Origin of the sequence: uncultured Algoriphagus sp. (genome assembly GCF_963974365.1) — a bacterium.
In the GTDB taxonomy this organism is placed as follows: domain Bacteria; phylum Bacteroidota; class Bacteroidia; order Cytophagales; family Cyclobacteriaceae; genus Algoriphagus.
Genome location: NZ_CAXBBX010000005.1, coordinates 281,309 through 305,256 on the forward strand (window position 1 = coordinate 281,309; position 23,948 = coordinate 305,256).

General features: G+C 40.0%; 21 protein-coding genes. 9 read left to right on the forward strand and 12 right to left on the reverse strand.

Annotated features, from left to right (window positions below):
• Positions 1 to 116 precede the first annotated feature (116 nt).
• From AACZ87_RS09105 to AACZ87_RS09120, 4 genes are all read left to right on the forward strand, one after another.
• Entirely contained in the window at positions 117 to 1,667 is a 1,551-nt protein-coding gene (locus AACZ87_RS09105; RefSeq protein ID WP_339866573.1) for an arylsulfatase, read from the forward strand.
• Between the two features lie 139 nt (positions 1,668 to 1,806).
• Complete coding sequence (locus AACZ87_RS09110) at positions 1,807 to 2,148, forward strand: helix-turn-helix transcriptional regulator (RefSeq protein ID WP_339866575.1); 342 nt, start codon at positions 1,807 to 1,809, stop codon at positions 2,146 to 2,148.
• A complete protein-coding gene (locus AACZ87_RS09115) occupies positions 2,138 to 4,744 on the forward strand; it encodes an ABC transporter permease (protein ID WP_339866577.1) in 2,607 nt (868 codons plus the stop codon). Before AACZ87_RS09110 ends, AACZ87_RS09115 begins: the two co-directional genes overlap by 11 nt.
• 61 nt (positions 4,745 to 4,805) lie before the next feature.
• Positions 4,806 to 5,159 (forward strand): STAS/SEC14 domain-containing protein, encoded by a 354-nt coding sequence (locus tag AACZ87_RS09120; RefSeq protein WP_339866579.1) that lies wholly within the window; start codon positions 4,806 to 4,808, stop codon positions 5,157 to 5,159.
• Between the two features lie 48 nt (positions 5,160 to 5,207).
• On the opposite strand, the gene AACZ87_RS09125 is transcribed toward AACZ87_RS09120, so the two are convergent.
• Positions 5,208 to 7,013 carry a hypothetical protein gene (locus AACZ87_RS09125; protein WP_339866581.1) on the reverse strand — a complete coding sequence of 602 codons (1,806 nt, stop codon included), beginning with the start codon at positions 7,011 to 7,013 and terminating at the stop codon, positions 5,208 to 5,210.
• 233 nt (positions 7,014 to 7,246) lie between these two features.
• On the opposite strand from AACZ87_RS09125, the gene AACZ87_RS09130 reads away from it, so the two are divergent.
• From AACZ87_RS09130 to AACZ87_RS09140, 3 genes are read left to right on the forward strand one after another with little or no spacing between them, the layout of a single operon-like run.
• A complete protein-coding gene (locus AACZ87_RS09130; RefSeq protein ID WP_339866583.1) occupies positions 7,247 to 7,519 on the forward strand; it encodes a hypothetical protein in 273 nt (90 codons plus the stop codon).
• Between the two features lie 49 nt (positions 7,520 to 7,568).
• The gene (locus AACZ87_RS09135; protein ID WP_339866585.1) at positions 7,569 to 8,117 is read left to right on the forward strand and encodes an RNA polymerase sigma factor; all 549 of its coding nucleotides are present in this window, start codon (positions 7,569 to 7,571) and stop codon (positions 8,115 to 8,117) included.
• Positions 8,104 to 9,510 (forward strand): hypothetical protein, encoded by a 1,407-nt coding sequence (locus AACZ87_RS09140; protein WP_339866587.1) that lies wholly within the window; start codon positions 8,104 to 8,106, stop codon positions 9,508 to 9,510. The genes AACZ87_RS09135 and AACZ87_RS09140 overlap by 14 nt, the downstream gene beginning before the upstream one ends.
• Before the next feature lie 82 nt (positions 9,511 to 9,592).
• On the opposite strand, the gene AACZ87_RS09145 is transcribed toward AACZ87_RS09140, so the two are convergent.
• The 3 genes from AACZ87_RS09145 to AACZ87_RS09155 all read right to left on the reverse strand — a co-directional run bounded on the left by AACZ87_RS09145 (position 9,593) and on the right by AACZ87_RS09155 (position 12,572).
• Positions 9,593 to 10,810: a glycoside hydrolase family 18 protein gene (locus tag AACZ87_RS09145; protein WP_339866589.1), complete on the reverse strand. Its 1,218-nt coding sequence runs from the start codon at positions 10,808 to 10,810 to the stop codon at positions 9,593 to 9,595.
• Between the two features lie 195 nt (positions 10,811 to 11,005).
• On the reverse strand, positions 11,006 to 11,707 hold the full coding sequence (locus AACZ87_RS09150; protein ID WP_339866590.1) for a DUF4397 domain-containing protein: 702 nt from the start codon (positions 11,705 to 11,707) through the stop codon (positions 11,006 to 11,008).
• A gap of 370 nt (positions 11,708 to 12,077) precedes the next feature.
• Positions 12,078 to 12,572: a DinB family protein gene (locus tag AACZ87_RS09155; RefSeq protein WP_339866592.1), complete on the reverse strand. Its 495-nt coding sequence runs from the start codon at positions 12,570 to 12,572 to the stop codon at positions 12,078 to 12,080.
• Between the two features lie 280 nt (positions 12,573 to 12,852).
• On the opposite strand from AACZ87_RS09155, the gene AACZ87_RS09160 reads away from it, so the two are divergent.
• Positions 12,853 to 13,803 (forward strand): YafY family protein, encoded by a 951-nt coding sequence (locus tag AACZ87_RS09160; RefSeq protein WP_339866594.1) that lies wholly within the window; start codon positions 12,853 to 12,855, stop codon positions 13,801 to 13,803.
• Positions 13,804 to 13,845: 42 nt separating this feature from the next.
• Here AACZ87_RS09160 and AACZ87_RS09165 read toward each other — a convergent pair whose 3' ends face one another.
• Both AACZ87_RS09165 and AACZ87_RS09170 read right to left on the reverse strand, forming a co-directional pair.
• Positions 13,846 to 14,286, reverse strand: coding sequence for a DinB family protein (locus AACZ87_RS09165; RefSeq protein ID WP_339866595.1), 441 nt, complete (start codon positions 14,284 to 14,286; stop codon positions 13,846 to 13,848).
• Positions 14,270 to 15,247, reverse strand: a complete 978-nt coding sequence (locus AACZ87_RS09170) for an NAD(P)-dependent alcohol dehydrogenase (RefSeq protein WP_339866597.1) — start codon at positions 15,245 to 15,247, stop codon at positions 14,270 to 14,272. The genes AACZ87_RS09165 and AACZ87_RS09170 overlap by 17 nt, the downstream gene beginning before the upstream one ends.
• Positions 15,248 to 15,776: 529 nt before the next feature.
• Between AACZ87_RS09170 and AACZ87_RS09175 the strand changes: the two genes are divergently transcribed.
• Positions 15,777 to 16,580 carry a hypothetical protein gene (locus AACZ87_RS09175; RefSeq protein WP_339866599.1) on the forward strand — a complete coding sequence of 268 codons (804 nt, stop codon included), beginning with the start codon at positions 15,777 to 15,779 and terminating at the stop codon, positions 16,578 to 16,580.
• A 219-nt stretch (positions 16,581 to 16,799) separates the two neighbouring features.
• On the opposite strand, the gene AACZ87_RS09180 is transcribed toward AACZ87_RS09175, so the two are convergent.
• From AACZ87_RS09180 to AACZ87_RS09205, 6 genes are all read right to left on the reverse strand, one after another.
• Positions 16,800 to 17,801: a DHH family phosphoesterase gene (locus AACZ87_RS09180; RefSeq protein WP_339866601.1), complete on the reverse strand. Its 1,002-nt coding sequence runs from the start codon at positions 17,799 to 17,801 to the stop codon at positions 16,800 to 16,802.
• A gap of 157 nt (positions 17,802 to 17,958) precedes the next feature.
• Positions 17,959 to 18,534: a DUF6438 domain-containing protein gene (locus tag AACZ87_RS09185; protein ID WP_339866602.1), complete on the reverse strand. Its 576-nt coding sequence runs from the start codon at positions 18,532 to 18,534 to the stop codon at positions 17,959 to 17,961.
• 53 nt (positions 18,535 to 18,587) lie between these two features.
• Complete coding sequence (locus tag AACZ87_RS09190) at positions 18,588 to 20,120, reverse strand: glycosyltransferase family 39 protein (protein ID WP_339866604.1); 1,533 nt, start codon at positions 20,118 to 20,120, stop codon at positions 18,588 to 18,590.
• 67 nt (positions 20,121 to 20,187) lie between these two features.
• Positions 20,188 to 21,129 carry a hypothetical protein gene (locus AACZ87_RS09195; protein ID WP_339866605.1) on the reverse strand — a complete coding sequence of 314 codons (942 nt, stop codon included), beginning with the start codon at positions 21,127 to 21,129 and terminating at the stop codon, positions 20,188 to 20,190.
• A 97-nt stretch (positions 21,130 to 21,226) separates the two neighbouring features.
• Positions 21,227 to 22,570, reverse strand: a complete 1,344-nt coding sequence (locus AACZ87_RS09200) for an ATP-binding protein (protein ID WP_283412894.1) — start codon at positions 22,568 to 22,570, stop codon at positions 21,227 to 21,229.
• Positions 22,560 to 23,942 (reverse strand): sigma-54 dependent transcriptional regulator, encoded by a 1,383-nt coding sequence (locus tag AACZ87_RS09205; protein WP_339866607.1) that lies wholly within the window; start codon positions 23,940 to 23,942, stop codon positions 22,560 to 22,562. The genes AACZ87_RS09200 and AACZ87_RS09205 overlap by 11 nt, the downstream gene beginning before the upstream one ends.
• Between the last annotated feature and the right edge of the window lie 6 nt (positions 23,943 to 23,948).

The following is a 23,948-nucleotide window of genomic DNA, read 5'->3' on the forward strand; positions in this document are numbered from 1 at the left end:
TTGGATCTAGGTTTCAAAAAACCCTGGTTATTGATTTCATATCAACCAGAATAGCTAAAATGATAAGGCCAGACTAGTTCTGGCCTTATCCATTACTAATTAATTCGTCATATTTCATGAATTCATTATTGAAAAAACGCTTCTCTTTTCTATCCCTGGTAGGGTTTTCCCTTTTAGTATCCTGCGCCGGCAAGCCAAGTAGGGAGGAGGTTTTAGAAGACAAACCGAACATCCTAATTATCTATACAGATGATGTAGGGTATGGGGATATTTCCGTTTATGGAGGTAAAATCCCTACTCCAAATATCGATAAGTTAGCTGCTGATGGCTTACTATTTTCCAATGCCTATGCGTCAGCTGCTACTTGCACACCATCTCGCTATTCCCTGCTTACCGGTGAGTATGCTTGGCGAGCAAAAGGACGAGGAGTAGCAGCTGGAGATGCTTCTGCTTTAATCCGGCCAGGGGTCGAGACATTACCCTCAGTCGTTCAGCGAGCAGGTTATAGAACAGCTGCGATTGGGAAATGGCATCTTGGCCTTGGTGGTGACGAAGGGCCTGATTGGAATGGGGAATTGAATCCTGGCCCCTTGGAAATAGGTTTTGATTATTCATTCATCATTCCAGCTACTGGAGATAGGGTTCCTACGGTATTTGTAGAAGATCACCATATTGTTGGATTAGATCCAGCCGATCCGATTTCCGTAAATTATCGTGAGAAAATAGGAGACGGCCCTACGGGAAAGGATAATCCTGAGCTCTTAAAAATGATGTGGTCACATGGGCACAATCATAGCATTGTGAATGGAGTCAGCCGTATTGGTTATCAGTCCGGTGGGGAAGCAGCTATGTGGCGAGATGAGGACTTTGCACAGACTTTTGTAGATAAGGCTACGGATTTTATCAAAGCAGAATCCGATAAACCATTCTTCATGTACTTTTCTACCCACGATATTCATGTACCTAGAATTGCTCACGAGCGCTTCCAAGGAGCTACTGATTTCGGTCCAAGAGGCGACGTAATTGTTCAGCTAGATTGGACAGTAGGTGAGCTGATGAAGCTGCTGCAGGAGCAGGGTTTGGAAGAAAATACGATTGTGATTTTCTCCAGTGATAATGGACCTGTATTAGATGACGGCTATGTGGATCAGGCGAGAGAATTGATCGCTGATCACGACGCTGCGGGAGATTTGAGAGGAGGAAAATACAGTGCGTTCGAAGCTGGAACCCGAGTGCCGTTTATAGTAAAGTGGCCAAAGTCAGTCAAGGCTGGGACCACATCGGATGTACTATTCAGTCAGGTGGATTTGTTGGCTTCCTTCGCGGCAGTGAATAATATTTCTTATGATTCTGCTCAGGCTATTGATACAGAAAACCACTGGGAAGTATTGATCGGAAAAGAGGGGCAAGGTCGGTATGGCTTAGTACAGGAAGCACTTTTCAGCAATTTAGCTTATCTCCGAAATGATGGTTATAAATTCATTCCAGGAAATACTGGGCCTGACATGGTGCCTTGGGGACCGATTATTGAAACAGGTTTTGACAAGGAAGATCAACTGTTCAATATTAAGCTTGATGCTAAAGAAACGAAAGATCTATCTACTTCGGAAGCTGAAATAATGGCAAACATGAAGAAGGAATTAGAAGAGATCGTAAAGAAGAACTAATTCAGAATTTATAGTTTACAATGAGTTTTGGAAGACTACTTCAGTAATGAGGTAGTCTTTTTTATTTTATACCCATTAATTCTACAAATATGAAAGTAATATATTACATTTACTTTTGTAAATAAAATAGATTACGAATATGAAAGGTTATCATTTGGGTGAATTGGAAGAGTTGATTCTTTTGACTGTAGGGATTTTAGATCAGGAAGCTTATGGTGTTTCCGTATTGGAGGAAATCAAAAACCAGACAGGAAGAAAGGTTAACATTTCGGCTATTCATACGGTTTTGAATCGTCTGGAGGATAAAGGATTTCTCAAATCAGAAATGGGTGGGGCAACTGAAGAAAGAGGTGGTAGGAGAAAACGATTGTTTACGCTGTCTGCTACGGGTCGAGCAGCTATTGAGGAAGTGAAAACTCTCCGAAATAAAATGTACGACCAGATTCCTCCGCTTGCTTTAGACTTTTCCTATGGACACTAAACAGAAGCATTTTCCTCCCAAATGGCCTGACCGATTTCTGGAGTTCTACTGCACTCCCAGTCGATTGGAGCAGATTCAAGGAGATGCTTATGAGCTTTTCTACATGAATCTGGAAGAAAAGGGGCTCGCTTTCGCCCGTTTTAGATTTTTTATCCATGTACTCAGCTTTTTCAGATGGAATAATATCAAAAAGTCCAACTCAACTTATCAATCCTATAATCAAGGTGCTATGCTGAAGAACTACTTTAAAATTGGCTGGAGAAATCTAGTTAAGCAAAAAGGAACCACATTCATCTCTGTGTTTGGCCTTGCCGCTGCAGTGGGATGCTGCATGGTGGCTTACTTGTTTATAGCAAATATTTGGTTCAAAGGCCTTCACCAGCCCAACAAGGATGAGATTTATCAACTGACCTATACCGCTGAAGGCGAGAATGGGTTGGTTACTTATGGATCAGTAGGACGCCCACTAGCAGAGATGATTCCTGATAAGTTGAACATGATTCAGCGGACTACCCAAGTGATGCGCGACTTTCCTATTTTGATTCAAAAGAATGAAAGTTACAATCAACGTTCCTTATATGTAGATCCCACATTTATGGAGATGTTTGTGTACCGAATGGAGTATGGATATCCGGGCGCATTGGAAGATCCAGATCAAGTGATTTTGACCCATGAACTTTCAGATAAACTTTTTGGTGATACACATCCGATAGGACAGGAGCTTTCCTTGGTGACAAATGGGGAGGAGAAATTATACAAAGTCGGGGGAGTGTTGGCTGATCTGCATGATATGGATATGTTCACCTTTGACCTCTTGGTTAATATTGAGACGCATCCTGTTTCTACGGATGATATCCCGCTTAAAGATAGCTGGAGAGATGAATTATGGACTTTTATTCAAGTGGAGAAGGGAGCTGATATTGCACAAATGGAGGCAGGACTTATTTCTTTGACTAAGATTCAAAATCAAGTTAACCCGGAAAAGCCATATCAGAAACTAGAACTGGTAGCCTTCTCTGATTTAGTTTATAAAGTGGGTGAAATTGAAAATGGTGTCAGAGATTTTTTAGGGCTGGGGCCACAGATACTGCTTGGTGCGATAGGGTTATTCATTCTGATTCTCGCAATTTTCAATTACGTCAACATTTCGGTGTTAATGGCTTCCAAAAGACTTAAGGAAATTGGTATTCGAAAGGTAATAGGTAGTAGAAGAAGCCAGTTGGTATTCCAATTTTTGAACGAAAATCTGATGGTCTGCTTATTTGCCATGATTTTGGGTTGTTTGTTAGCTGGCTTTATTTTCCTTCCAGGTTTTAATGAAATAGCCTCCAAAAACCTGAAAATTGATCTGCTTGGAGATCCGTTTATCTGGATGTTTATGGGTGGTATGTTAGTGTCTATTACCCTCATTTCTGGTCTTTATCCAGCGATCTATGTGTCATCTTTTAAGCCTATCAACATACTAAAAGGCAATCAGAAAATAGGCAGTAAAAGTACTTTTACCAGTGTATTGCTCACTTTTCAATTTACCTTGGCGATCATAAGTATTGTAGCCGGAATTGCTTTTGTGCAGACAAACTACATCAATTCGAATAGGGACTGGGGATACGATAGTGCAGATAAGATCATCGTGAATGTGCCAAATCAGGAGGACTATTTGCCACTCAAAAACAAGCTTTCCGCACTTGCTACTGTGACAGAAGTTAGCGGAAGTCAGGATTATGTGGGGAATTGGATACGGGAAGAAGTGTTGGATTTTGGCCAAGAAAAGTATGAAATAAGCCTCCTAAATGCAGAAGCTAATTATCCTGAACTACTGGGTCTGCAGCTCAAACAAGGCCGCTTGTTCAATTCTGATTTAATTTCTGATACGCAGGAATCGGTTATTGTGAACCAAACTTTCTTAAATCAACTGGGACTGGAATTTCCTCTGTCCGAAAAGATAACGCTCGACAGTGTGAGCTATACAGTCGTAGGGGTGGTGGAGGATTTTCATACGATTTTCTTCCAAAGTGCTATTGACCCCATGGTTATCAGAGCTTCTCCAGACACGACATTTAACTACCTAACCCTCCAAGTGACAGATGGAAGTGCTGAGACGACTATGGCATCTGTCAAAAAGATTTGGCATGAGACAGTTCCTAGAGGACTTTTTGAGGGAAAATTGCAAACCGAGGTATTTGAGCGGGAATTTTCAGATGTGGAGGGAGTTAGGAATATTCTATTATTCTCGGCCATTCTTGCCGTCCTATTGGCAGCGCTGGGGCTTTTTGGATTGGTTTCCTTGAATATGAATTCGCACATCAAGGATTACTGTGTCAGAAAGGTTTTTGGAGCCGATATGGGAGATTTGTCCGTGAAATTGTACAAGCGTTACCTGATTATTTGGGGAATTGCAGGAGTATTAGGAGGAGCTTTTTCTATCCTGATTATCTCTAACTTTCTAGATAGTTTTTTTGCTTTCCATTCTGGAGTGGGCGTTTTGCCAATAGGTACTGGTTTGGTGCTTCTATTGCTGGTAGTCGCAGGTACTGTTGGTTCGCAGATTTGGAAAATAGTCAAAGCGAATCCAGCCGTCATTCTTAAATCCGAGTAAGTATTCTTAGATATTTATTGACCGATAATCAAAACAGCCTCAATCGTTGTTAGTAAGGTAGATGGAGGTAAATTATTCTATAGAAGAAGGGCTGCTACGCTATGTGATCGATGGAGTCATCACAGTTGATGACACGCGCGAGTTACAGCTAGCGAGAGATAAGCTTGCTGCCAATAAGACTATAAAAGTTTTGGCAATCGTAACCTCATTCAAGGGATATGAAAGCCTAGAAGCATTCAAAAATGCCATTCACGGAGACATTCAAATGCTACCAAAGCTTTCCAAATACGCGATGCTTACAGACAGTTTCTGGCTAAGCTTCCTAGTGGCTGTCTTAACTAGATTGGTGCCAAAAAGTAAGCTGAAAGCATTTCCTTTGCGAGAGCGGGAATTAGCCGAAAAATGGCTGGATTAGCTTTCAGCTTATCTTGGTTATAAGTGAGTTTTGAAACAGCTCGAACTCTTAGGTAAGACTAGCCTCAACAGACTTACTTGAGAGTTCTATTTCGCTTTTAATTTTGGAAAATTGCTCCTTCATTTTCTGCAAAATCTCTTCGGAATCGAGTTGAACTGAGCAGATCAATTCTTGATAATAGCTAACTCCTTCAATCAAATTGCTTCTGAATTTCTCTAAATAAGCTTCCTTTTTAGCGACTTTTTCAGTGATTTTTGTTTCAAATTCTTTCTTCAAATAACTCGCGTAGAGTTGCAATTCCTTCACAAAGACATGTGGTCTTTCTGCGTCAGTAGTTAGCGAGAATTTTCCATAAATATGATCAGCCATTTCTTTCAATGAGAAGGTGCCTTTGAAGTAAGCTAGATTCGGTCCAGGGCAAATGGTAACTGCAGTTAGATTCCTTCTCGGAGTTTCTCCCGCTGACAAAATAGCAGGAGCACTTAAGCCTTCGCAAAGGCAGTCTTTTTCTTTCACTTTTTCCAATTCGTCAACCTCTATTTCACCGTCTTCAAATTGCTTGGTTTTGAGAATTTGGTACTGTCTGGAAGCGGTGCAAATTGGGTTCTCAGTGAACTCAGTATTGTTAGATAGAAATTTTTTGTAGCATGGAGATCCCGGCCGGTTTTTCTCAATACGCTCCCGACGTTGGGCTTCTCCGGAGGAAGTTTGGAGGTTGTTGAAAGGTACTCCAAGTGGTGATGCATGGCTGAGAAAGAAGTCAGATTTCTTGGCTTTGTGCAGGCGATCCAGGGTTTCTTCATCCACTGAGGTCGCTTCGGGTACGAGCAAAAATGGACTTCCCCAGCCGGTTCCTTCAAGCTCAAAATACTTCCGGATGAAACTGTCTTCGGTGGCTGTTCCCAATCCACCTTGATAAGTGACCTTAAAAGTGTGGCTTTCTTTAAGGTTATTTAGATTATTAGAAATCAATGAATTTTGGCAAGTTTGATAAAGTGATTGGTAAAGCTCTTTTCTCTTGGTTTTGAACTCTTCCAGAATCGGCCCGATTAAAAATCCATCTGTGGCAAAGGCATGACCTCCGCAGTTCAGGCCAGACTCAATTCTGAATTCTGAAACCCAAAGTCCTTTCTTGGCTAGGAATTTCCCTTGAATCAAAGCTGATCTATAATCACTGACTTTTAGAATAATTCCTTTGGAAATCTCTCCATTTTGATCTGGGTAAAATTCTGAAAACTGAGCTGCATATCCATACAATGCTGGGTTCATACCGGCTGAGAAAACCACCGATCCCTTTACTTTGCTCTTGGCAAATCCTCTCAAAGCTGACAACGCATCGGAGTATTCTCTTGGTAATTCATAGCCAGATTTATCGATGTTAATCTTGTCTACTTTGGTCATAATATTGACATCGATGGAACCGATGGTAAGCTGAGATTTGATTGACTCTTTTAACTGTAAATGCTCAGTAGAGGATGCAGTGGCTAGTCGGGAAAAAAGTGAAGCGACTGTAGATTTGTCAGGTAAAAGTTCCAGGTATTTTCTAAATTCTATGTTACTTTTCCAGTCTTCATTTATCAGTTTTTTGAACTGTTCATCTACTAAAGATTGGGTCAAATCCAAGTATGCTGTGATCCGCTTTGCCCGGTAGTCATCTTCTGAATCTGGGATGGGAATGAATTCTCGCACATATTTTTTCGAGTAGATTTTACGCATGTCTTCCAGCAGATGATCATCCATAATGGAGACCACGCTGGAGATTCCATATTTTGCTACTTTTATAGGTGTATCGACTGTGTATCCAAGTCCCATGACAGGAATATGAAAGGTGTGTGATAGGGTTTGGTTTGACATAAGTTTCGCTGATGTTTGACTCGTATTTGAAGCTGTAAAACTAGGGTCACATAATCCCCTTTCTCCTGAATATGCTCAGCGACTCAAGTGACTTTTGTCAGTTTTTTGATTGAAAGCCGAAGGTGATTCAAATAAATTTTCTCTAAAACTGAAGTTCTGCCCCTTGCTGTCAAAACTTTTTTCTATCAGGTGTAGCACTTTAGCCACACTTTTCGTCAGGATAAAAAAACTTAATGAAAACTCTTCTACGAATCTATTTGGTGGTGATATTTGCGAGTAGCGCTATGGATGCTGGCTCGGTGAATGATACGATCAACTCTGGACTTTCGTCAGAAGAAACTAATTTTGCGAGACAACCTAGCTATCCCTTGAATCTTCAAGGAATGGCCGACTGCCTAAACTCTTCGCTGAAGAAAGAGTATAAGGCAACAGGAGGAGCAATGGTGGAGACTATCTCAGGTGGAAATACCTTTGTGGAGATTGGGCAAGCTAAACTAAACGAATAAAATTCTGGCTCTAAGACGGAGCCGTGAACCATAGATTAATAGGTTTGAATTGAATTGGACTGATGAGGAGCTGATTGAAGGTTGCAAACGACGATCAGCGAAGTATGAAGAAGTATTCTATAAAAAATACTATGGCTATGTCATGGGGATCAGTTTGTCTTATTCAAAAGATAAAATGCTTGCTGATGAGATTACAAACGACTCATTCATCAAGTTTTTCGGATCTATCAAGAAATTCGATGACTTCCAATCAGTCAAAGCCTGGCTTCGGAGAATCACCGTGAATACAGCGATAGATTACTTTCGAAAGCAAAAAAAGTTTCAAAATCAAACCGATGTGGCGGAAGAGACTGCTGTATTCCACGAGGTAAATGCACTTGGAGACCTGGCCTTTCAGGATATCGTAAATCTACTAAATCTACTACAAGAGGATCACAAGCTAGTTTTCAACCTTTATGAGGTAGAAGGCTATAGTCATAAGGAAATTGGCGAAAAGCTTGGCTTAACAGAAAGCTCGTCCAGAGTATATCTGGCTCGCGCAAAGTCACAGCTTCGCAAATTAGTATCAATACATTTGAAAGAATATGAAGGAAGATAAGCTGGATATGGAAATCGCTGCTTCCCTGAAAAAGAAGTTAGAGGAAGCTTCAGTACCCTATGAAGTAGGGGCCTGGGAAGGCTTCCAGAAAAAACGTGCGCTTCGTAATCGTAGAATGATTACCTATTGGGCAAGTGGAATCGCTGCGTCTTTATTGCTAATTGCAGTGGGGTTAAACTCTATTGACGTAGTTGAAAATGATAACAGTGATCCTACAGAACTAAAGCTTGCTGATAATTCTGTGAACATACCTGAAACCAGCCGAGACGAACCTGCTACTTCTAAAACTGAGGAAGAAATTCTGAAGGAGGAGAAAGTTTCTGACCATGAGTCAATTCAAGTAAAACCTTCTGCTAATCCATCAAAAAAGCCATCAGAAGCATCAAAAGCGCCAGAAAAACAAATGGGTTCTAATTCAGTAGCGATTGACTCAAAACCGGTGCAAAAGATCGAGCAATCTGAAAAAGTAAATGCTATTCCACAATTACCATCGAAAGAAATCGAAAAGGAAGTAGCGCAAGTAGAATCTGTACCAAATAATGGTCAAGAGCTCGCTAAAAAGCCTAAAGAAGGGGAGAAAATTAGAGAAGTTGAAAAACCATTTTTGGGTAAAGAGAATTCTACAGCAGCACTGGCTATGACAGAGAGTGGAGAAAAAACACCTCCAGTGGAAAATGAGAAAGTTGTAGAAAAAGAGAAGTTCGTGGCAGAAAGTGAATTTCCTGTTATCGAAAAAGATAAAACGACAGTTGGACTTGGTATGGGCGTTTCTCCGGGTTTTGGAGCTATCCAAAGCGATAATCAAGTAGCTACCGCATCCTCTATTGGATTGGGAATGTTGGTTGATTTGCAACTTCCTGGCAAGCTAACTTTAGGGTCTGGTTTGGCATTGAATTACCTCAATCAAAGCACAAAACAAGAAGGTACTACGTTGGCTTTCGGTAATATCTATCCACAAAGTGAAAAAGTAGAAGTAAGACAGATGCAGGTAGAAATCCCTGTCTTTGTGAAGTATCCTGTGACGAGAAATAATTCTGTATCGATTCAGGCTGGTTTTTCAAATTATTATGCACTGAACGAAACTGCTAGCCAAGAGAACACGGTACAGCTTCAGTCTGCTTTTTATGCGAATGATGCTTTAGGAAATTCATCGGTTTCATTTCGTCAGGAAGCAGTAGTAGAAAACAATTCGCTGGAATCCAAAAGCGGTAAATTCTATCCCTTTGCTACGCTTAATTTCGGAGTGAATCTTCGTGTATTAGAAACAAAAGGGGCCAACTATGTAATTATGCCATTTTATAATTACCAGTTGACCCAAGTTTCAGGCTATGGAGATACTTACGGTTTATTTGGAGCAAGCTTCAAAATGAATTTTGGAGGAGGAGAGAAATAGAAGCTAACTTATTAAGGAAGCGTTACTTCAGCTTTCTTTTGCGGCTGTTTTAGAATAAGGCTTGTTCACGTTGTGGCAAGCCTTATTCTTTGGCAGCCTTATAAATTGCATCCAATAAGCTTCCAGACTCTTTAGTGTCATTTCCAAGCTCCCAGAACATGATCCCGCCCAATCCTTTTTCCATGGTGTACCTGGTTTTCAAGGCTACTGAAACCGTGTCATCATAGGAGACCATCAAACTATCAGAAGCGTTGTACATAAAAGGTGCTTGAGCTTTTTCGTCCCAAAAGCGCTGGAAATTGGAATCTTGTTCATAAGAAGATCGTATTCTGCTATAAGCCATCCAGCCAATTTCAAGTCCACTGCTTAGTTGGTAGAGGCCATTATTCGCTGGAGGGACGCCTTTCCAAACTCTTCCATAAAAAGCCGAACCAATTACGATCTGCTTAGGATTCACACCTTCTTTAATCAAGAAATCTACAATCTTCTGAGCTGACCGCGGGTCAGGATCTAAGTTTTCCCCATTTTGGTATAAGCTATCAAGATGATCGTGAAAGGGTGTTCCATCAATTTCGTCTATGCTCACATCTCCCAGTGGCGTATGATGACCAGTATAAATGGATACGCCAGAGACCTGATCATAGGTCATCACATTGGTGTAATTGGCGTATTTCATCACCTCATCCATATCTACAAAATCGTAATAGCGCTTCCAGCCTGCCGAAGCAAAAGTCAGAATTTTTGGAGATTCAAATGTGTCCAACATTTCTCTCAGACCCTTCATTAACGAAGTGAAATTTTCTGTGTCTTCAGGACGAGCCATCGTTCCAGCACCGGAAATTCCAGGATATTCCCAATCCATGTCCATTCCATCTAGTTCATATTTTTGGATAAAACCCTTAGCGCTGTTGATGAATTTAGTCCTGCTTTCAGCTGTCAAAGCCATATCTGAGAATCCATCTGCTCCCCAGCCACCACAGGCTATCATTACCTTAAGCTCCGGATTTCGCGACTTTTGCTTCACCAATGCTTCTATTTTCGGACCTGCAGCTTCCGGATTTCTGAATTTCATCTCTCCGTCGATTACATGCGTGAAAGAATAAATAATATGCGTCAACTTTTCTACGGGAATTTCCTCAGGCTTATAGTTTCTTTCCGCTACATAATAGGCCATAATCACAGGATCTGTAGTAAGTAGGGATGTATTGGATTCTTCACTTTGGTTGCCTGATGTGGGGGAGCACCCCAAAATAAAAGTCATTAATAAAAATACTGGCAGGATGGAGAATTGGCTTTTCATAGGTCTTACAAAATAATTTTAAAGAAGTAACAATTACTTAAATTAAAATCTTTTTCATACTCCGTTTGAAGAAATTATTGCATTTATTGAAAATACTTGATTTCTAATACATTGAATATAGTTGTCAAAAACATCAATGCATAAAAAATCCCGACCTATCGAGATCGGGATTTTTCATTGTGGAGTAGGGACAATTTAGTAATCTATATAGTTGGTCAATAATTGCATATCAAGTTTTTTAGCATTCTCTGTGGACTGCTTGTAGCCTCTAAGAACCAGTGTATAAACTCTATTTCCTATCAATTCTACGTTTGTTGCAGTAGCAAGTACTTCTCCTGTGCTTGAAACTACTGTTAGTTTGTAAGTGTCGGAATCCAGACTTTCGAATTCTGAATTTGATTTGAATGCAATCCCTTCGAAAAATGGATCAACTACCTCATCAAGTTTCAGCGTTACCGACCCTGCATCAGGAGACAGGTTAATCATTCTGATTTGTACCTCATCCGCATTCGGTTCTGACCAATCGTCGTCTACCAATACAGCATCCAATTCACCTTGATCTTCCAGCACAAACATGGAGTAAACAGAATCTACTTTGATTTCATACTCTTTTTCCAAAAGGGAAGTGAGCGAGTTTGGATCTGAGAATTTGAAAAGTCTATCTCCAGGAAAGAAGTTTTGGTACGCCAATACTTCCTTATACTTAATCGGAAAATTATTTACCTGGTTTTGATCAGCATAGACTATGACGCCAGCATTGCCCGGAGCGCCGTTATAAATAGAGATATAACCCGCATCTGGGTAGTCCAGCATGTCATCGTCATTATCCAAACAGCTAGTTAATCCTAATGTTCCGGCTAGTAATGCTACTGTCGCCAGTGATCTCAAATTCTTCATTGCAAATGAATTTACACTCATCATACGTATTTGTTGGTTTTAGTTTTAAATCAATACCAAGACGCATGAGGTGATCTTTTCGCTACACAAGAATTGATAATTTGAGTAAGTGTATTGGTTTACAAAGCATTATGTTTTATAGAATATTATTATCCGCAAAGATGCCAGTCACCTTAGATTCTTTTATTATCTGGTAGGATGACAAATGACCGAAGCACTGACGGGACAGGCTGAAGTGGCCTCAATTCTTAAGTTTAACATATCCTTTTTTGCTTTTGACTTCATACTGGCACAAAAGCGGATATACATAATATAAAATTTTAGGAGCGGTCTGTGTTTCCACAAACCGCATAAGGCATAGTTATATAGATTAATACTGCTCCCAGAAGTTAGGAGGTGTAATTCCTAGTGCCCGCAAATAAACATAACCTTGTCCGCGATGGTGGATTTCATTGTCCATTACATAAAATAGAATGCTGAAGCCTGTACCTTCATATTGCCCAAAGGCAACTACCTTTTCTTGGAAGTTTTTGATGGATATTTGCTTCCAGTACTTCTGGATTTTCTCAGTAGATTCATCCCAACTGGCCAATAGATCTGCTTTTGTGGTGAGCTCGGGTTTTTCTTCATCAAGTGTGCTCCATTCTCCCGTTGCCACTCCTTTTGCGGTAGCACCATCCATAGCTAGCATTTCTTTCGTTAGCTGAGCATAAGTTCGCATTCCGCCTATGGTAAATTCAAAAAGTTCTTTTTCCGGAAAGGCGTCCAAGACTCTGCGAGTAACCTTACGCTGTCCTAGCCATTGATTTAGCAGTTGATCTTTGGTGATGAGTTGAGTCTCATTCAATGTTTCTGTAGTTTCCATTTTCTCTGTGTTTTGTTTAAGAATACTCAAATAAACAACTGACTTGTGTCAGCCCTATGTCAGTAGGATTTTGGGAATTCAGAGATTTTCTAAGTTTTTTCAATTTTCTTTACAATCTCAGAAGTTAACTTTTCGTGCCTCCGCTTTCTTACCAGTAAATAGCCAAAAGCAACATAGGATTGGGGAAATTCAGGAGTTGATGTGCTTCGGCCTTTCGGCCAGTGGAGGAAAGAGAAGTAGGTAACTCGCAAAATTCAGATAATCAGATTAACTCTTTTCCATGAATCGAATTGACAGGCTAACTGCCATTCTTACTCACTTGCAATCCAAGCGAACTGTCAGGGCTGCGGAACTCGCTACTCGTTTTGGAGTAAGTTTACGCACAATCTATAGAGATGTGAGATCGCTCGAGGAGTCGGGAGTGCCAATTATCGGTGAGGCAGGGCAGGGATATTCCTTGGTCGAGGGATACAGACTTCCGCCGATTATGTTCACCAAAGAAGAGGCATTGTCAATGCTGGTTGCGGAGAAGTTGGTTGAAAAATCGCTTGGGGAGCAGAGTAGCAGGTTTTTCAAAGAGGCGCTTATCAAAATCAAAGCTGTGCTGAAGTCCTCCGAAAAGGATTTGCTAGTGGAAGTGCAAGACACAATACAAGTGCTAAAGTCAAATCCATCCCAAGTAATGGATAAATCCAGCAAGGCATTTCACAAAGTATTGGAAGCTATTTCCATGAAAAAAGTGCTCTTGGGTTCCTATGTTACCTTTGATCCGGAAAAGAAGACAGAGCGAGAATTGGAGCCAGTTGGTATGTTTCACTCCTTTGAACAATGGTATTTGATAGCCTATTGCAGATTGAGAAATGATTACCGCACCTTTCGATTGGACAGATTTAGTAAGCTTTTGGTTTCGGAACTTTCTTATTCCACGGCCAAGCATCCCACATTGAAAACCTATTTGGACCAGGTTTCCGCTGAGCAAAAGCTTCATCAAATCATTCTGAAAGTTCCGGATGGAGCTATGAAATACCTCGCAAATTCAAAGTACAATTATGGATTCGTCTCTGAAGAGAGAGTAGGAGTCATGACAGAAATTACTTTTATGAATTCATCCATTGAGGGATTTGTGCGGTGGGTGATCTCGCTATCTGATTTGGTAGTGGTGAAGCACCCAACAATACTGAGAAATCGGCTAGCCGAATTGATTGAAGAAATCAAAACAATGCAGGGATAGGGTCTACTTGCAGCATGTCCTTTGGAAGAATTTCCCGGGGTTTTATATTTTGTAGTAAATGTAATCCGTGATCATGGGAGCAATTCCGTTTTGCCGTAGGTCGGAAATCAATTGCCCTTTGTGATGAGTAGAATGATTTGAGATATGAAATAGGATTTCTTGTACTGAGTTCTCAAATTCTCCACCGCTACTATTCTTGTATTTTATTCGTTTGCCAAAATCGAATTCTGAAATAATCAGTAAGGTGTCCTCGAGGTTAGAATCATCTAGAGTCTTACAAGTTTCAAGGTTGTGGAGCTGGTGCACTCCCAGTGGAGTCTTTCCGAGAATTCTCGAATTCCAAATCTGGTGTGCATTTATGTTGTGAGAAAACAGCGGAATAGTCCTTTCTGATAAACTGTTCTTATTTTCAATAAAAAGCGCCACCAACTTTTGGTTAAAATGATGATGGTATTCGAATATGTCTTTAAATAACTCTTTCATTTGCTACGTTGATTATCACATTACCAATTTTCTTACCTGAGAGGACATATTCGTACGCTTTAGCTATCTCTTTCAGGGGATATTCCCGATCGATGAGTGGTTTGAAAACACCCTTTTCCATTTTGGATTTGATATATGGAAGTGTAAAAGTCAACGGATAGGGTATAGGGAATTTGACTTTTTTGCCACCAATAAGAGGAGTGAAGATTGAGTAGAAGATATTTTGGGAATAGGGTCCCAATTCAGAAGAAATGTAGGTTCCATTCTTTTTTAATATAGGCTTACATTTTCCAAAAGTACTTTTGCCTACCGTATCAAACACAATATCATATTTTCTACTACCTCGCGTGAAATCTTCTTTGGTATAATCGACAACTTGATCAGCTCCCAGTGAACTCATCAGTTCAATGTTTTCAGTACTGCAAGTTGCTGTGATTTTCACATCAAAAGTTCTTGCAAACTGTAGTAAAGCAGACCCAATTGCACCTGTGGCACCATTGATCAGGACTTTTTGTCCGGAATGAATTCCCGATTTAAGGATAAATGAATGTGCATAATGGGCACCTTCCAGACTTGCCACAGCTTGCGCGAAATCAATCTGCTCAGGGATGACAATGAGGTTGTTTTTTGGCTTCAAGGCCATGAATTCAGCTTGTGATTCCAGTCCCATATCTGTAAAACCAAAAACGCGTTGGTTGACCTGAAATGAATCAATGTCCTTTCCAGTTGCAACCACCACACCAGCGAAATCAGTACCCAGGACTATTTTTCGGGGTTTCGTCAAACCTAGCATTAGGTGCATGATAAAAGGCTTTCCAGTCAAATTAGCACAATCTGTTCGGTTCACCGTGGTAGCAAAAATCCGTATTAGAACTTCGTTGTCCTTGAGGGTTGGTTTCTGGATTTCTTCAACTTTGATTACATGTGGTGAACCGTATGATCTTCGAATGGCGGCTTTCATGGGATTGTTAATTAGAAAAGAATCTTAACTCTTAAGATCGGTATTTTGAATTTATTTTAATAAAATGAGGGTTCCTGATTTCACCTTTTATCAATTTACATTGAAAATTTCAAGGACTGTTTGAACTCTTACTGAGAAACCCTAAGCCTATTTCTCGTCAAATACTTGCTTTCTAATTGCGGGCTTTCCATAAATCTCAATGGTAAACGTTGAGGATTTTATTCCCGAATTGGGGAAAAACCATCACGAGTGCCAATCTGATGGTTCACACTATTTAAAAAATTTCTGTTACATTTTTAACGGGCAGTAAAAGAAGGTGAATTGAGTTCTTCTCTTGAAAAAAAACTAAATATTGGTTTAGGGCGGTCTTCTTGACTATTTTTGCTTCAGATTTAATGTAACAGATTAAGTCGTTGTTTGAATTTTTATCCATCTGGAGCCAAAATAAATCTAAAAACAAGTTGAATCTCCTATGGAATGGCATTTGCGAAATTTATACTGAAAACCAAATACAATAAAATTGAAAATTATGAATGTTAAGATATTAGGTACAGCTGCTGCGGCACTTTTGATTGCGGTAAGTTGCCAACCGAAAAAGGCAGAAAATGAAGAAGTAGTCATGGAGGGAACAGAAATGACTGCTCCGGCAGCGATTTCAATTGAGAAATTCACAGATTCTCCGGCATATGCTTCGTCTTCTTTAACTCTCAAAAATCCTTCTAACACTACTATTGCAAAAGCTGGAGAAGTTGATTTTGCTTTTGACGTGAAGGACTACAATTTGGGTGAAGTAACTGAGCGTAATGGAATGGCTGGTAATTTGGCTAATTCTGATAAAGGTCAGCATATTCACTTTATATTGGACAATGAGCCATATTCAGCGCACTATGAGTCTGAGTTCAAAAGAGAAATGCCAGAAGGAACGCATTACTTGGTTGCTTTCTTGAGCAGATCATACCATGAGTCAGTAAAGAATTCTAATTCTTTTATTGCCAAGAAGATGGTTGTTGGAACTGCCAGTGATGATATGAATGTGGATTTCGACAAGCCAACGATGATTTACAGCCGTCCAAAAGGAGAGTATAGTGGAGCAGACACGGAGAATCTATTATTGGATTTTTTCTTGTTGAATACTACACTCTCTGAAGATGGGAATAAAGTAAGAGCAACTATCAACGGTCAGGAATTTATGATCACAGAATGGGCTCCTTATGTAATCAAAGGTCTTCCAAAAGGTGAAGTGACTGTGAAATTGGAGTTGCTTGATGCTGATGGAAACTTGATTCCAGGTGGATTCAATGAAGTAACCAGAACAGTGACTTTGAAAGACTAATTAGCACTAAAAGCCACCAAAGTAAAACTCCCTGTGATTCATTTCGCAGGGAGTTTTTTTTATGCGGTTTTCATTGCCTCGCCGGGGGCGAAAGGTTTAAGGTATTTTTCTGACCTCGAACGTTTTGATTTATCACTAAACTCAATAATTATTTTTCTTGCAATCAGCACTTATCTTTTGAATAAGAACATACAGAAAGCCGTAAATAGCTCAGACTATCTAAACAGGAAAATACGCAGGAATCAGGCCTTTGATTTTATCTAAAGTCTCAGGCATAGAGAGTTCACTCATGCCTCCCGCAGCATTTGCATGCCCGCCTCCATCGAAATGGGCTGCGGCTAAGGTGTTTACAGGATTTTCTTTTCCTTTCGATCGAAAAGACATCTTGATAATGCCATCGCGTTCAGAAAGCATAATGGCTACTTTCATTCCTTTGATGGATAGAGCAAGGTTGGCAAGACTGTCAGTATCTCCTTTTTTGTAATCATAGGTGGCCAATTCCTCTTTAGTTAAGGGAATAATTGCAACAGAATTCTCATTCAAAATCTCCATCTTTTGGGACATTGCAAATCCTTGAAGTCTAAGTCTACTTGCTGTATTGGTATCATTCAGCATTTCATGAATCAGATGATGTTTGACACCTGAGGCTAGCAATTTGGCAAGAACTTCATGAGTTCGTGGTTTGACGGAATTAAATCGAAAGCTACCTGTGTCAGTCAGAATTCCTAGGTATAAAGGAGTTCCGATTTTTTCATTCAATAAAGCTTCATTTCCTGACTGCTCAATTAACTCCACAATCAATTCTGCCGTGGAGGAAGCAGATGTTTCGGAGATCGTTAGAGAGGTGAATCCTTGCGGATCGATGTGATGATCAATCATGATAAGTGTGCAGGTGGCTGCTTCTAGCAAAACCTGCATTTCCTTGCCTACTCGGTCCGTAGAATTATAGTCAAGACAAAAGATCAAGTCTGCCTCGATGAACGCCTCGGTTACTTTTTCCGGGTCTTGATCCATCGTGATGATGGGTGATAAGTCTAGGAAATCCAAAAAATCAGGCGCTTTGTCAGGATGGCAGATAGTGGCCTTTTTCCCAAGCTTTTCTATAAAATGCAATAGCCCCAAAGAGGAACCGACAGAGTCACCATCGGCTGATTTGTGGGCCGTAATAAGAATATTCGATGCCGCTAGGATTGCGGCTTCGATTTGTTTGTACGTATTCATGAATGGGATTTATTCTGTTCTAAAGAACGAAAAGGTGAAATTCTTCTAGCCACAAAGGAACAAAAGAGAAGAGGAAAAATAGTGGTATTGTGTTTTTAATTCCCAGTTAGGCTATTTTCACCCACAAGGATTTATCCCAGATAGATTAGTTGATTAACTACTTCTCAAATCTAAAATTTTCATCGACCGCGGTTAACTCTAATTTTTCAGGAAAAGTGTATAAATAGGAAATCAATTCTTTCATCGGTTTGGCTTCAAACATCGCTTTGTAATACTTCCTAACCCCGTTTTGGTATAGAATAATAGTTTTTACAGCGCCATCGCAACAGAGTATATTTTCTGATGTATTATTCTCTGTTGGCAAGTTGGATTGAATAATCAATTCAATAAGTTCATTATAGATCTCCTCAGGCAGTTGACCAGTAAAATTCCCAGACCTGGCTGAGTCAATCTCGTAAAAATTTTCATCCTTAAAATAGTTTCCAGAGAATTTCACTGTTCTATCCTCAGAAATCTCAAGATGCATGACAGGGCAATTTCCATAGCAAGTGGAAGTATGAAAAATTAGTTTGGTGAAGTTAAAAGTACTGTCAATAAAGGTTTTATTTTCTGGAGGACCGAAAGTGAATCCCAGTGCTTGCTTCTCAGTAGTACTGTTTACTTTTGATGAATTCACTTTACCAAAAGTGAGCTGAGCAAGCAGTGTGAAGGTAATCAAAAAGGCATATCGCATAGGAAAGAAATTAGTTTCAAGAAGATGACGAAAACTTTCCTGGGTTTGCTACCTCAGTTAACTGTTTTTAACTCCATTCTTTTCTCTTCAATTTCCGCTGCTAAAATTGCATTGATATCAGTTTTAGCTCCTAGTAATAAGTGTATCGAAGTTCCGAATTCTCTAGCATTCGGATCAGTGATAGATCCTATTTTTTCTGACTTTTCAAAAAGAGAAATCTCCCGTTCGCTAATTCCATCTTCCACTTCTCTGACCAAAATCACATTTTTGATTTCCCCGCTTAGATCTATCCAATTGACATAATCTGCGTTCATAGTTACTGCCTGCAAGCCTTTGGTTTTAGTGTAAAAGTTAATAGCTCCGGCTTGGCCATAGTTGTCGCAAATAATTACCGTGTATTCATCCGAAGGCGCTTTGGAATAAGCGAGGTCAACTTTCTCTGTCAGTTCTTTCCAACCCAGCATATCTGCAAAATCCTGTGGCAAATCATGAATTTCTCCATCTTCCCAACGGTTTTCCATCAGGTCAGGATGTCGGGATTGTACTCCTTTTAGGTATTCCGGATCTCCGATAGGATAGGTCATCGGCGCTGAGACTACAAATAGGCTAATGGGAATAATCATCGCCACTGGCTTCAGGTACTTTCCCCAGCTTTTGCTTAGCACATGTGAAAGATAAATAGCACCAAAAGCAAAGTGAATTGGGTACAGGCCGATTGCATAATAGTTTTTTGCCCTGAAAAAGGTAAATATGGCTAAGGTGGAAATGGTAGTCCAGAAGAATACCTGATACTTTCGAAACGGAGGATGTTTGAAATAAGAAACAAAAGCCAGAATCAACACGAAACTCGATCCGAAAAAGAAGAAAAATTGCTCTGTCAAAAAGTCCAATCGATTCACATTGACCAATTGATACTTGCTGAGCATTCGCATGTGCCAAAGTACAGGGAAGTCATTTTGCCATTGCCAAATCAGGTTAGGTAAGGCTATTAAAAAAGCCAAACCAAATGCTCCATTCAAATGTGGGTTTTTGAAAATCTTTCGATCTGAAGTCAGAAACAAAGCTGGTATTAATCCAAGAACTTGAAAAGCAATGTTGTATTTGTTCAGAAAGCCAAACCCGACCCCAACTCCCAACCAATACAGCCATTTATTTTTACCCGTTTTGATATAAGAGAGCAAGGAATAGAACACAAAAGTCCAAGCCAGAATATCAAAGGAATTGGGTTGGAAAAGGATGTTTAGTCTAGCCAATGCTGAGAAAGTCAAACAAATTGCAGCCAAAGATTGCGCATATAAATCCCCTCCAAGGCGCTCTATAGCTTTCCATATCAAAGTTATAGTCAAGGCTCCAAAAAGGGCTGGAAAGAATTTTACCCAAAACTCAGTATTGCCCAACAGGTAAATCAAGTAAGAAAACCAGGATGTCACAGGAGGGACCGAAATATATCCCCAGGCCAGATGATGAGCTTGATCGAGGTGCAGGTATTCATCCCGATGCAGGTCGTAACTTGGGTCTATAAGAAGGTATTGAAGAATGAATTTGATTAATATAAATCCGAGTAAAAACAGATCTCTCTTCTTCATGGAGTTATTAGGTAGTAGGAGAGTTGAATTTTTCATAAACCAAAGCCAGCTACTTGTCTACATATTTTCAAAGTCTGCTTAACCATTTAATACTGCTTTCAGACATTTTCCTGTAATCATGTCCTACGTTTAGTACCGTATCAATTTTCCAGTTGAAAGTAATATTATTATCATAGGCATATTTTTCACTTGCATTGTAAAAATGTGCTCCCCTTTCCAGCCTGTTAGCCCCTTGCTTCATAGCAAGATCAGTCGTGGTGAAGGTGCCTAATTTAGGGTCATTGTCAAGTTCACCAGTAAGTAGAATTAGATTTTTTCCAAATCCTTCTTCGATAAGTTCTTCTCCATGCTCTAGATTTTTAATCCCATAAGGGTATTTCAGATTGCTGTTAGGAAAAGTGTATAGCCCAGCATTTGCTGCTATTGCTGTTTTTATTCTTGATTTGGGCATAAGCATTACCATTCGATGAACGAATTGACCACCCGCTGAATGTCCAAAAATATCGTAGGTACTGTTGCTGATTGAATTGATTGTTTTTACATGATCGAAAATATTCTCGACTACAGTAAATGCCCATTCATCATGCCCATTTTTTGTTCCAAAATAGGTGAATAGATTCCCCTCCTGATAGTCATTCATGGTGTAGTTCGAGAGCTTATTTTCAAACTCAGGAGCAATAACAAGGATGTTATTTTCTTCTGCAAGATCAATCCAAGCTTCTAGGTAATCATCCGCATTCCTTCCGCCTCCGTGCATAACAAAAACTATCTTGTCCTGATCTTTCCAGCCTTCTGGTTTGTAAGTCCAAACTCTGATTGATTTCTTTTTGGAATCTTTGTAGGCATATATTACAAATGAATCTTTCTCGGTTTTTAATGGATTAGCAGCAGTGACTTCTGGACCTTTTGGAATAACATAGAGGTATATGTATCCCGAAACAGAAATAAATAAGAACAGACACACAAAGTAGAATAGCGTCTTTTTAAAGACCGTATAAACTTTATTCATAGGTGTTGCTGAGTTATTGAAAGATTGCCAGTTGTTTAGTTAAAAGAATTACTCTTTAACTTCCGTCTTTTTGATTGAAGACTACCTCGCTAAAAGATTACCCGTTAAAAATCAACTTAAAAGTTGTCCCTTCACCCTGAGTGGAACGCACTTGAATATTACCTTTGTGACGTCGCATAATCTGTTTGGATAAACTCAAACCGATTCCAGAACCCTTGGATTTGGTAGTAAAGAAGGGAATGAAAATCTTGGAGAGTGCTTCTTCTTCGATCCCTTTACCAGTGTCAGCCACTTCAAGTATTATTTTCCCAGCTTCATCAATAAATGCCCTTAGGATTATTCTCCTCACTTCAGAATCTTCCACAGCCTGAATAGCATTCTGAGTAAGGTTGATCAGCACTTGCTCGATCTGAGTTTGATCGCCAAATAGGATGAGTTCTTTAGGGTTAATTTCTTTGATCAATTCTATTTGATGTGTTTCGATCTGGTTTTGTAATAAAACCTCTAACTGATGGAAAAGCTTTGCGATAGCAATACTGCTGAACTTTGGAGCAGGGATATGCGCCAAACTTCTAAAGTCAGATACGAAGCTGATTAGTCCTTGACTACGCTTTTCTATCGTACTAATCCCCATCAAATAATCCTCCATTTCAGAAGGGGTAATTTGCTCCACCTGTTCGATTTTGCTTTCCATTTCACCTTGGATTGTTCCTGCCAAAGAGGAAATAGGAGCGATGGAATTCATGATCTCATGAGTTAGGATTTTGACCAAATTTTGCCAAGCTTCCATCTCTTTTTCCTCCAACTCGGATTGGATATTTTGAAGGGAAACCAATTTGAATTTCTCCCCACGCATCAAAAGTTCGATGACATAAACAGAAAGCTGCATGATGCCATCAGGATGTGCGATCTTGATCAATTCACTTCCTCCAGTACGGAGATTATTGATGGCTAGGTGTAGTTCTTTGTTTATTCCTTCGATTTCCCCGATGTTTTTCAATTCCTCTACATCAAGTATTCGCTTGGCGGCAGTATTCACAATTTGAATTCCGCCATTTTCTCCAAAAGTGATAAGTCCTATACTCAGGTGTTTGAACACGGACCGGAAATACTGATAGTTCGCTTCTTTCTCAGCTTGATCTTCTTTAAGCTTTGCGAGAATCGCGTTGAATTCTATATGCAAGTCATCCGTTTCTGTGCCATCAAACTTCACAGGATAGAGTTGGGAGTATTTATCCTGCTTGATGTTGTCGAGGAAAACACGCACTTTCTTGAAGGATCCTTCGGAATAACGGAGCAAATAGATAATTTGAAATACGACCAAAACGAGAAGTAGGGAAATCATAAAGACTCCCCAACTATCGATCATAGCGTAGGCAAGAAGAAAAAGAGAAGCTGCTAGAAAGGCGATTCTCCCAAGTAAGCCAACTTTATAGTCCATATTTTTCCAGCCTTCTATACAAGGATGCTCTGGTCAAACCAAGTTCCTTAGCTGCTTTAGAAATGTTACCGCCATTTTTGTCAATAGCTCGCTGAATGGTTGTTTTCTCCATGTCGTCGAGATTCAATGTGACTGAAGTTGGTGCTTTGTCAGAAGCTGGCTTGGCAGAAAGGAAGAAGAAATCTCTTGAATCCAAGGTTTCACCTTCAGCCATAATGATGGCACGTTCGATTGCGTGCTGAAGTTCACGAATATTTCCAGGCCATCCGTAATGCTGCAAAAGGTCCATACCAGCGGTAGTAAAGCCAGTGAAGTTTTTGCGATATTTCTGACTGTAACTTTTTAGGAAGTGATTTGCCAAAATAGGAATGTCATCCTGACGCTCGCGAAGTGGTGGTAAGAAAATCTCTACCGTGTTGATTCTATATAATAAATCCTGTCGGAATGCATTTTCAGAAGTGTTCTCGTGAATAGGCATATTGGTAGCACAGATCAGACGAATGTCAACAGGAATGGCTTTGTTGGTACCTATTCTAGTCACCTCTCTTCGCTGCAAAACAGTTAGAAGCTTGGATTGAAGCGGCAATGATAAGTTTCCGATTTCATCCAAAAATAAGGACCCTTGATCAGCAACTTCAAACCTACCAGCACGATCATCTTTGGCGTCCGTAAAAGCTCCTTTTTTATGTCCAAAAAGTTCTGATTCAAATAGGGTTTCGGTGATGGCACCCATATCTACGCCTACAAAAATCTCGTCCTTACGAAGAGATCTATCGTGAATTGCTCTAGCAATCAGTTCTTTACCTGTTCCGTTTTCTCCCAATATCAAGACATTTGCATCGGTCTGAGCCACTTTATCAATAATCGAAAAGATATTCTTCATTGAAGCACTTTGGCCGATGATGTCGGTGTAAGGCTTCTTCATGTCCGTCTGCATCTGTTTTTGCTTTTTCTGCAGCTTGTCTACTTCGTTGTAGCTTTCTTTGAGCCGGATAGCAGCCGATAGGGTAGCGATCAACTTCTCATTTTGCCAAGGCTTTAATATAAAATCTGTCGCTCCTTCTTTTAGCGCTTGCACAGCCATTTCCACATCTCCGAACGCTGTAATCAGGATGACTACAGCTTTTGGATCTATCTCTTTGATTTGCTTCAGCCAGTGAAAGCCTTCCTTTCCTGAGGTTGTGTCTTCACGGAAGTTCATGTCCAACAGGATCACATCGTAATTATTGTTGTTGACCAAAAAAGGAATTCTACGTGGATCCTTTTCTATCATGACTTCTTTGGCGTGCTTCTTTAAAAGCATTTTGGCGGCAAATAATAAGTCTTCGTTATCGTCGATGATAAGAATCTTGCCTAAATCTTGAGTTTCCATGGTTAA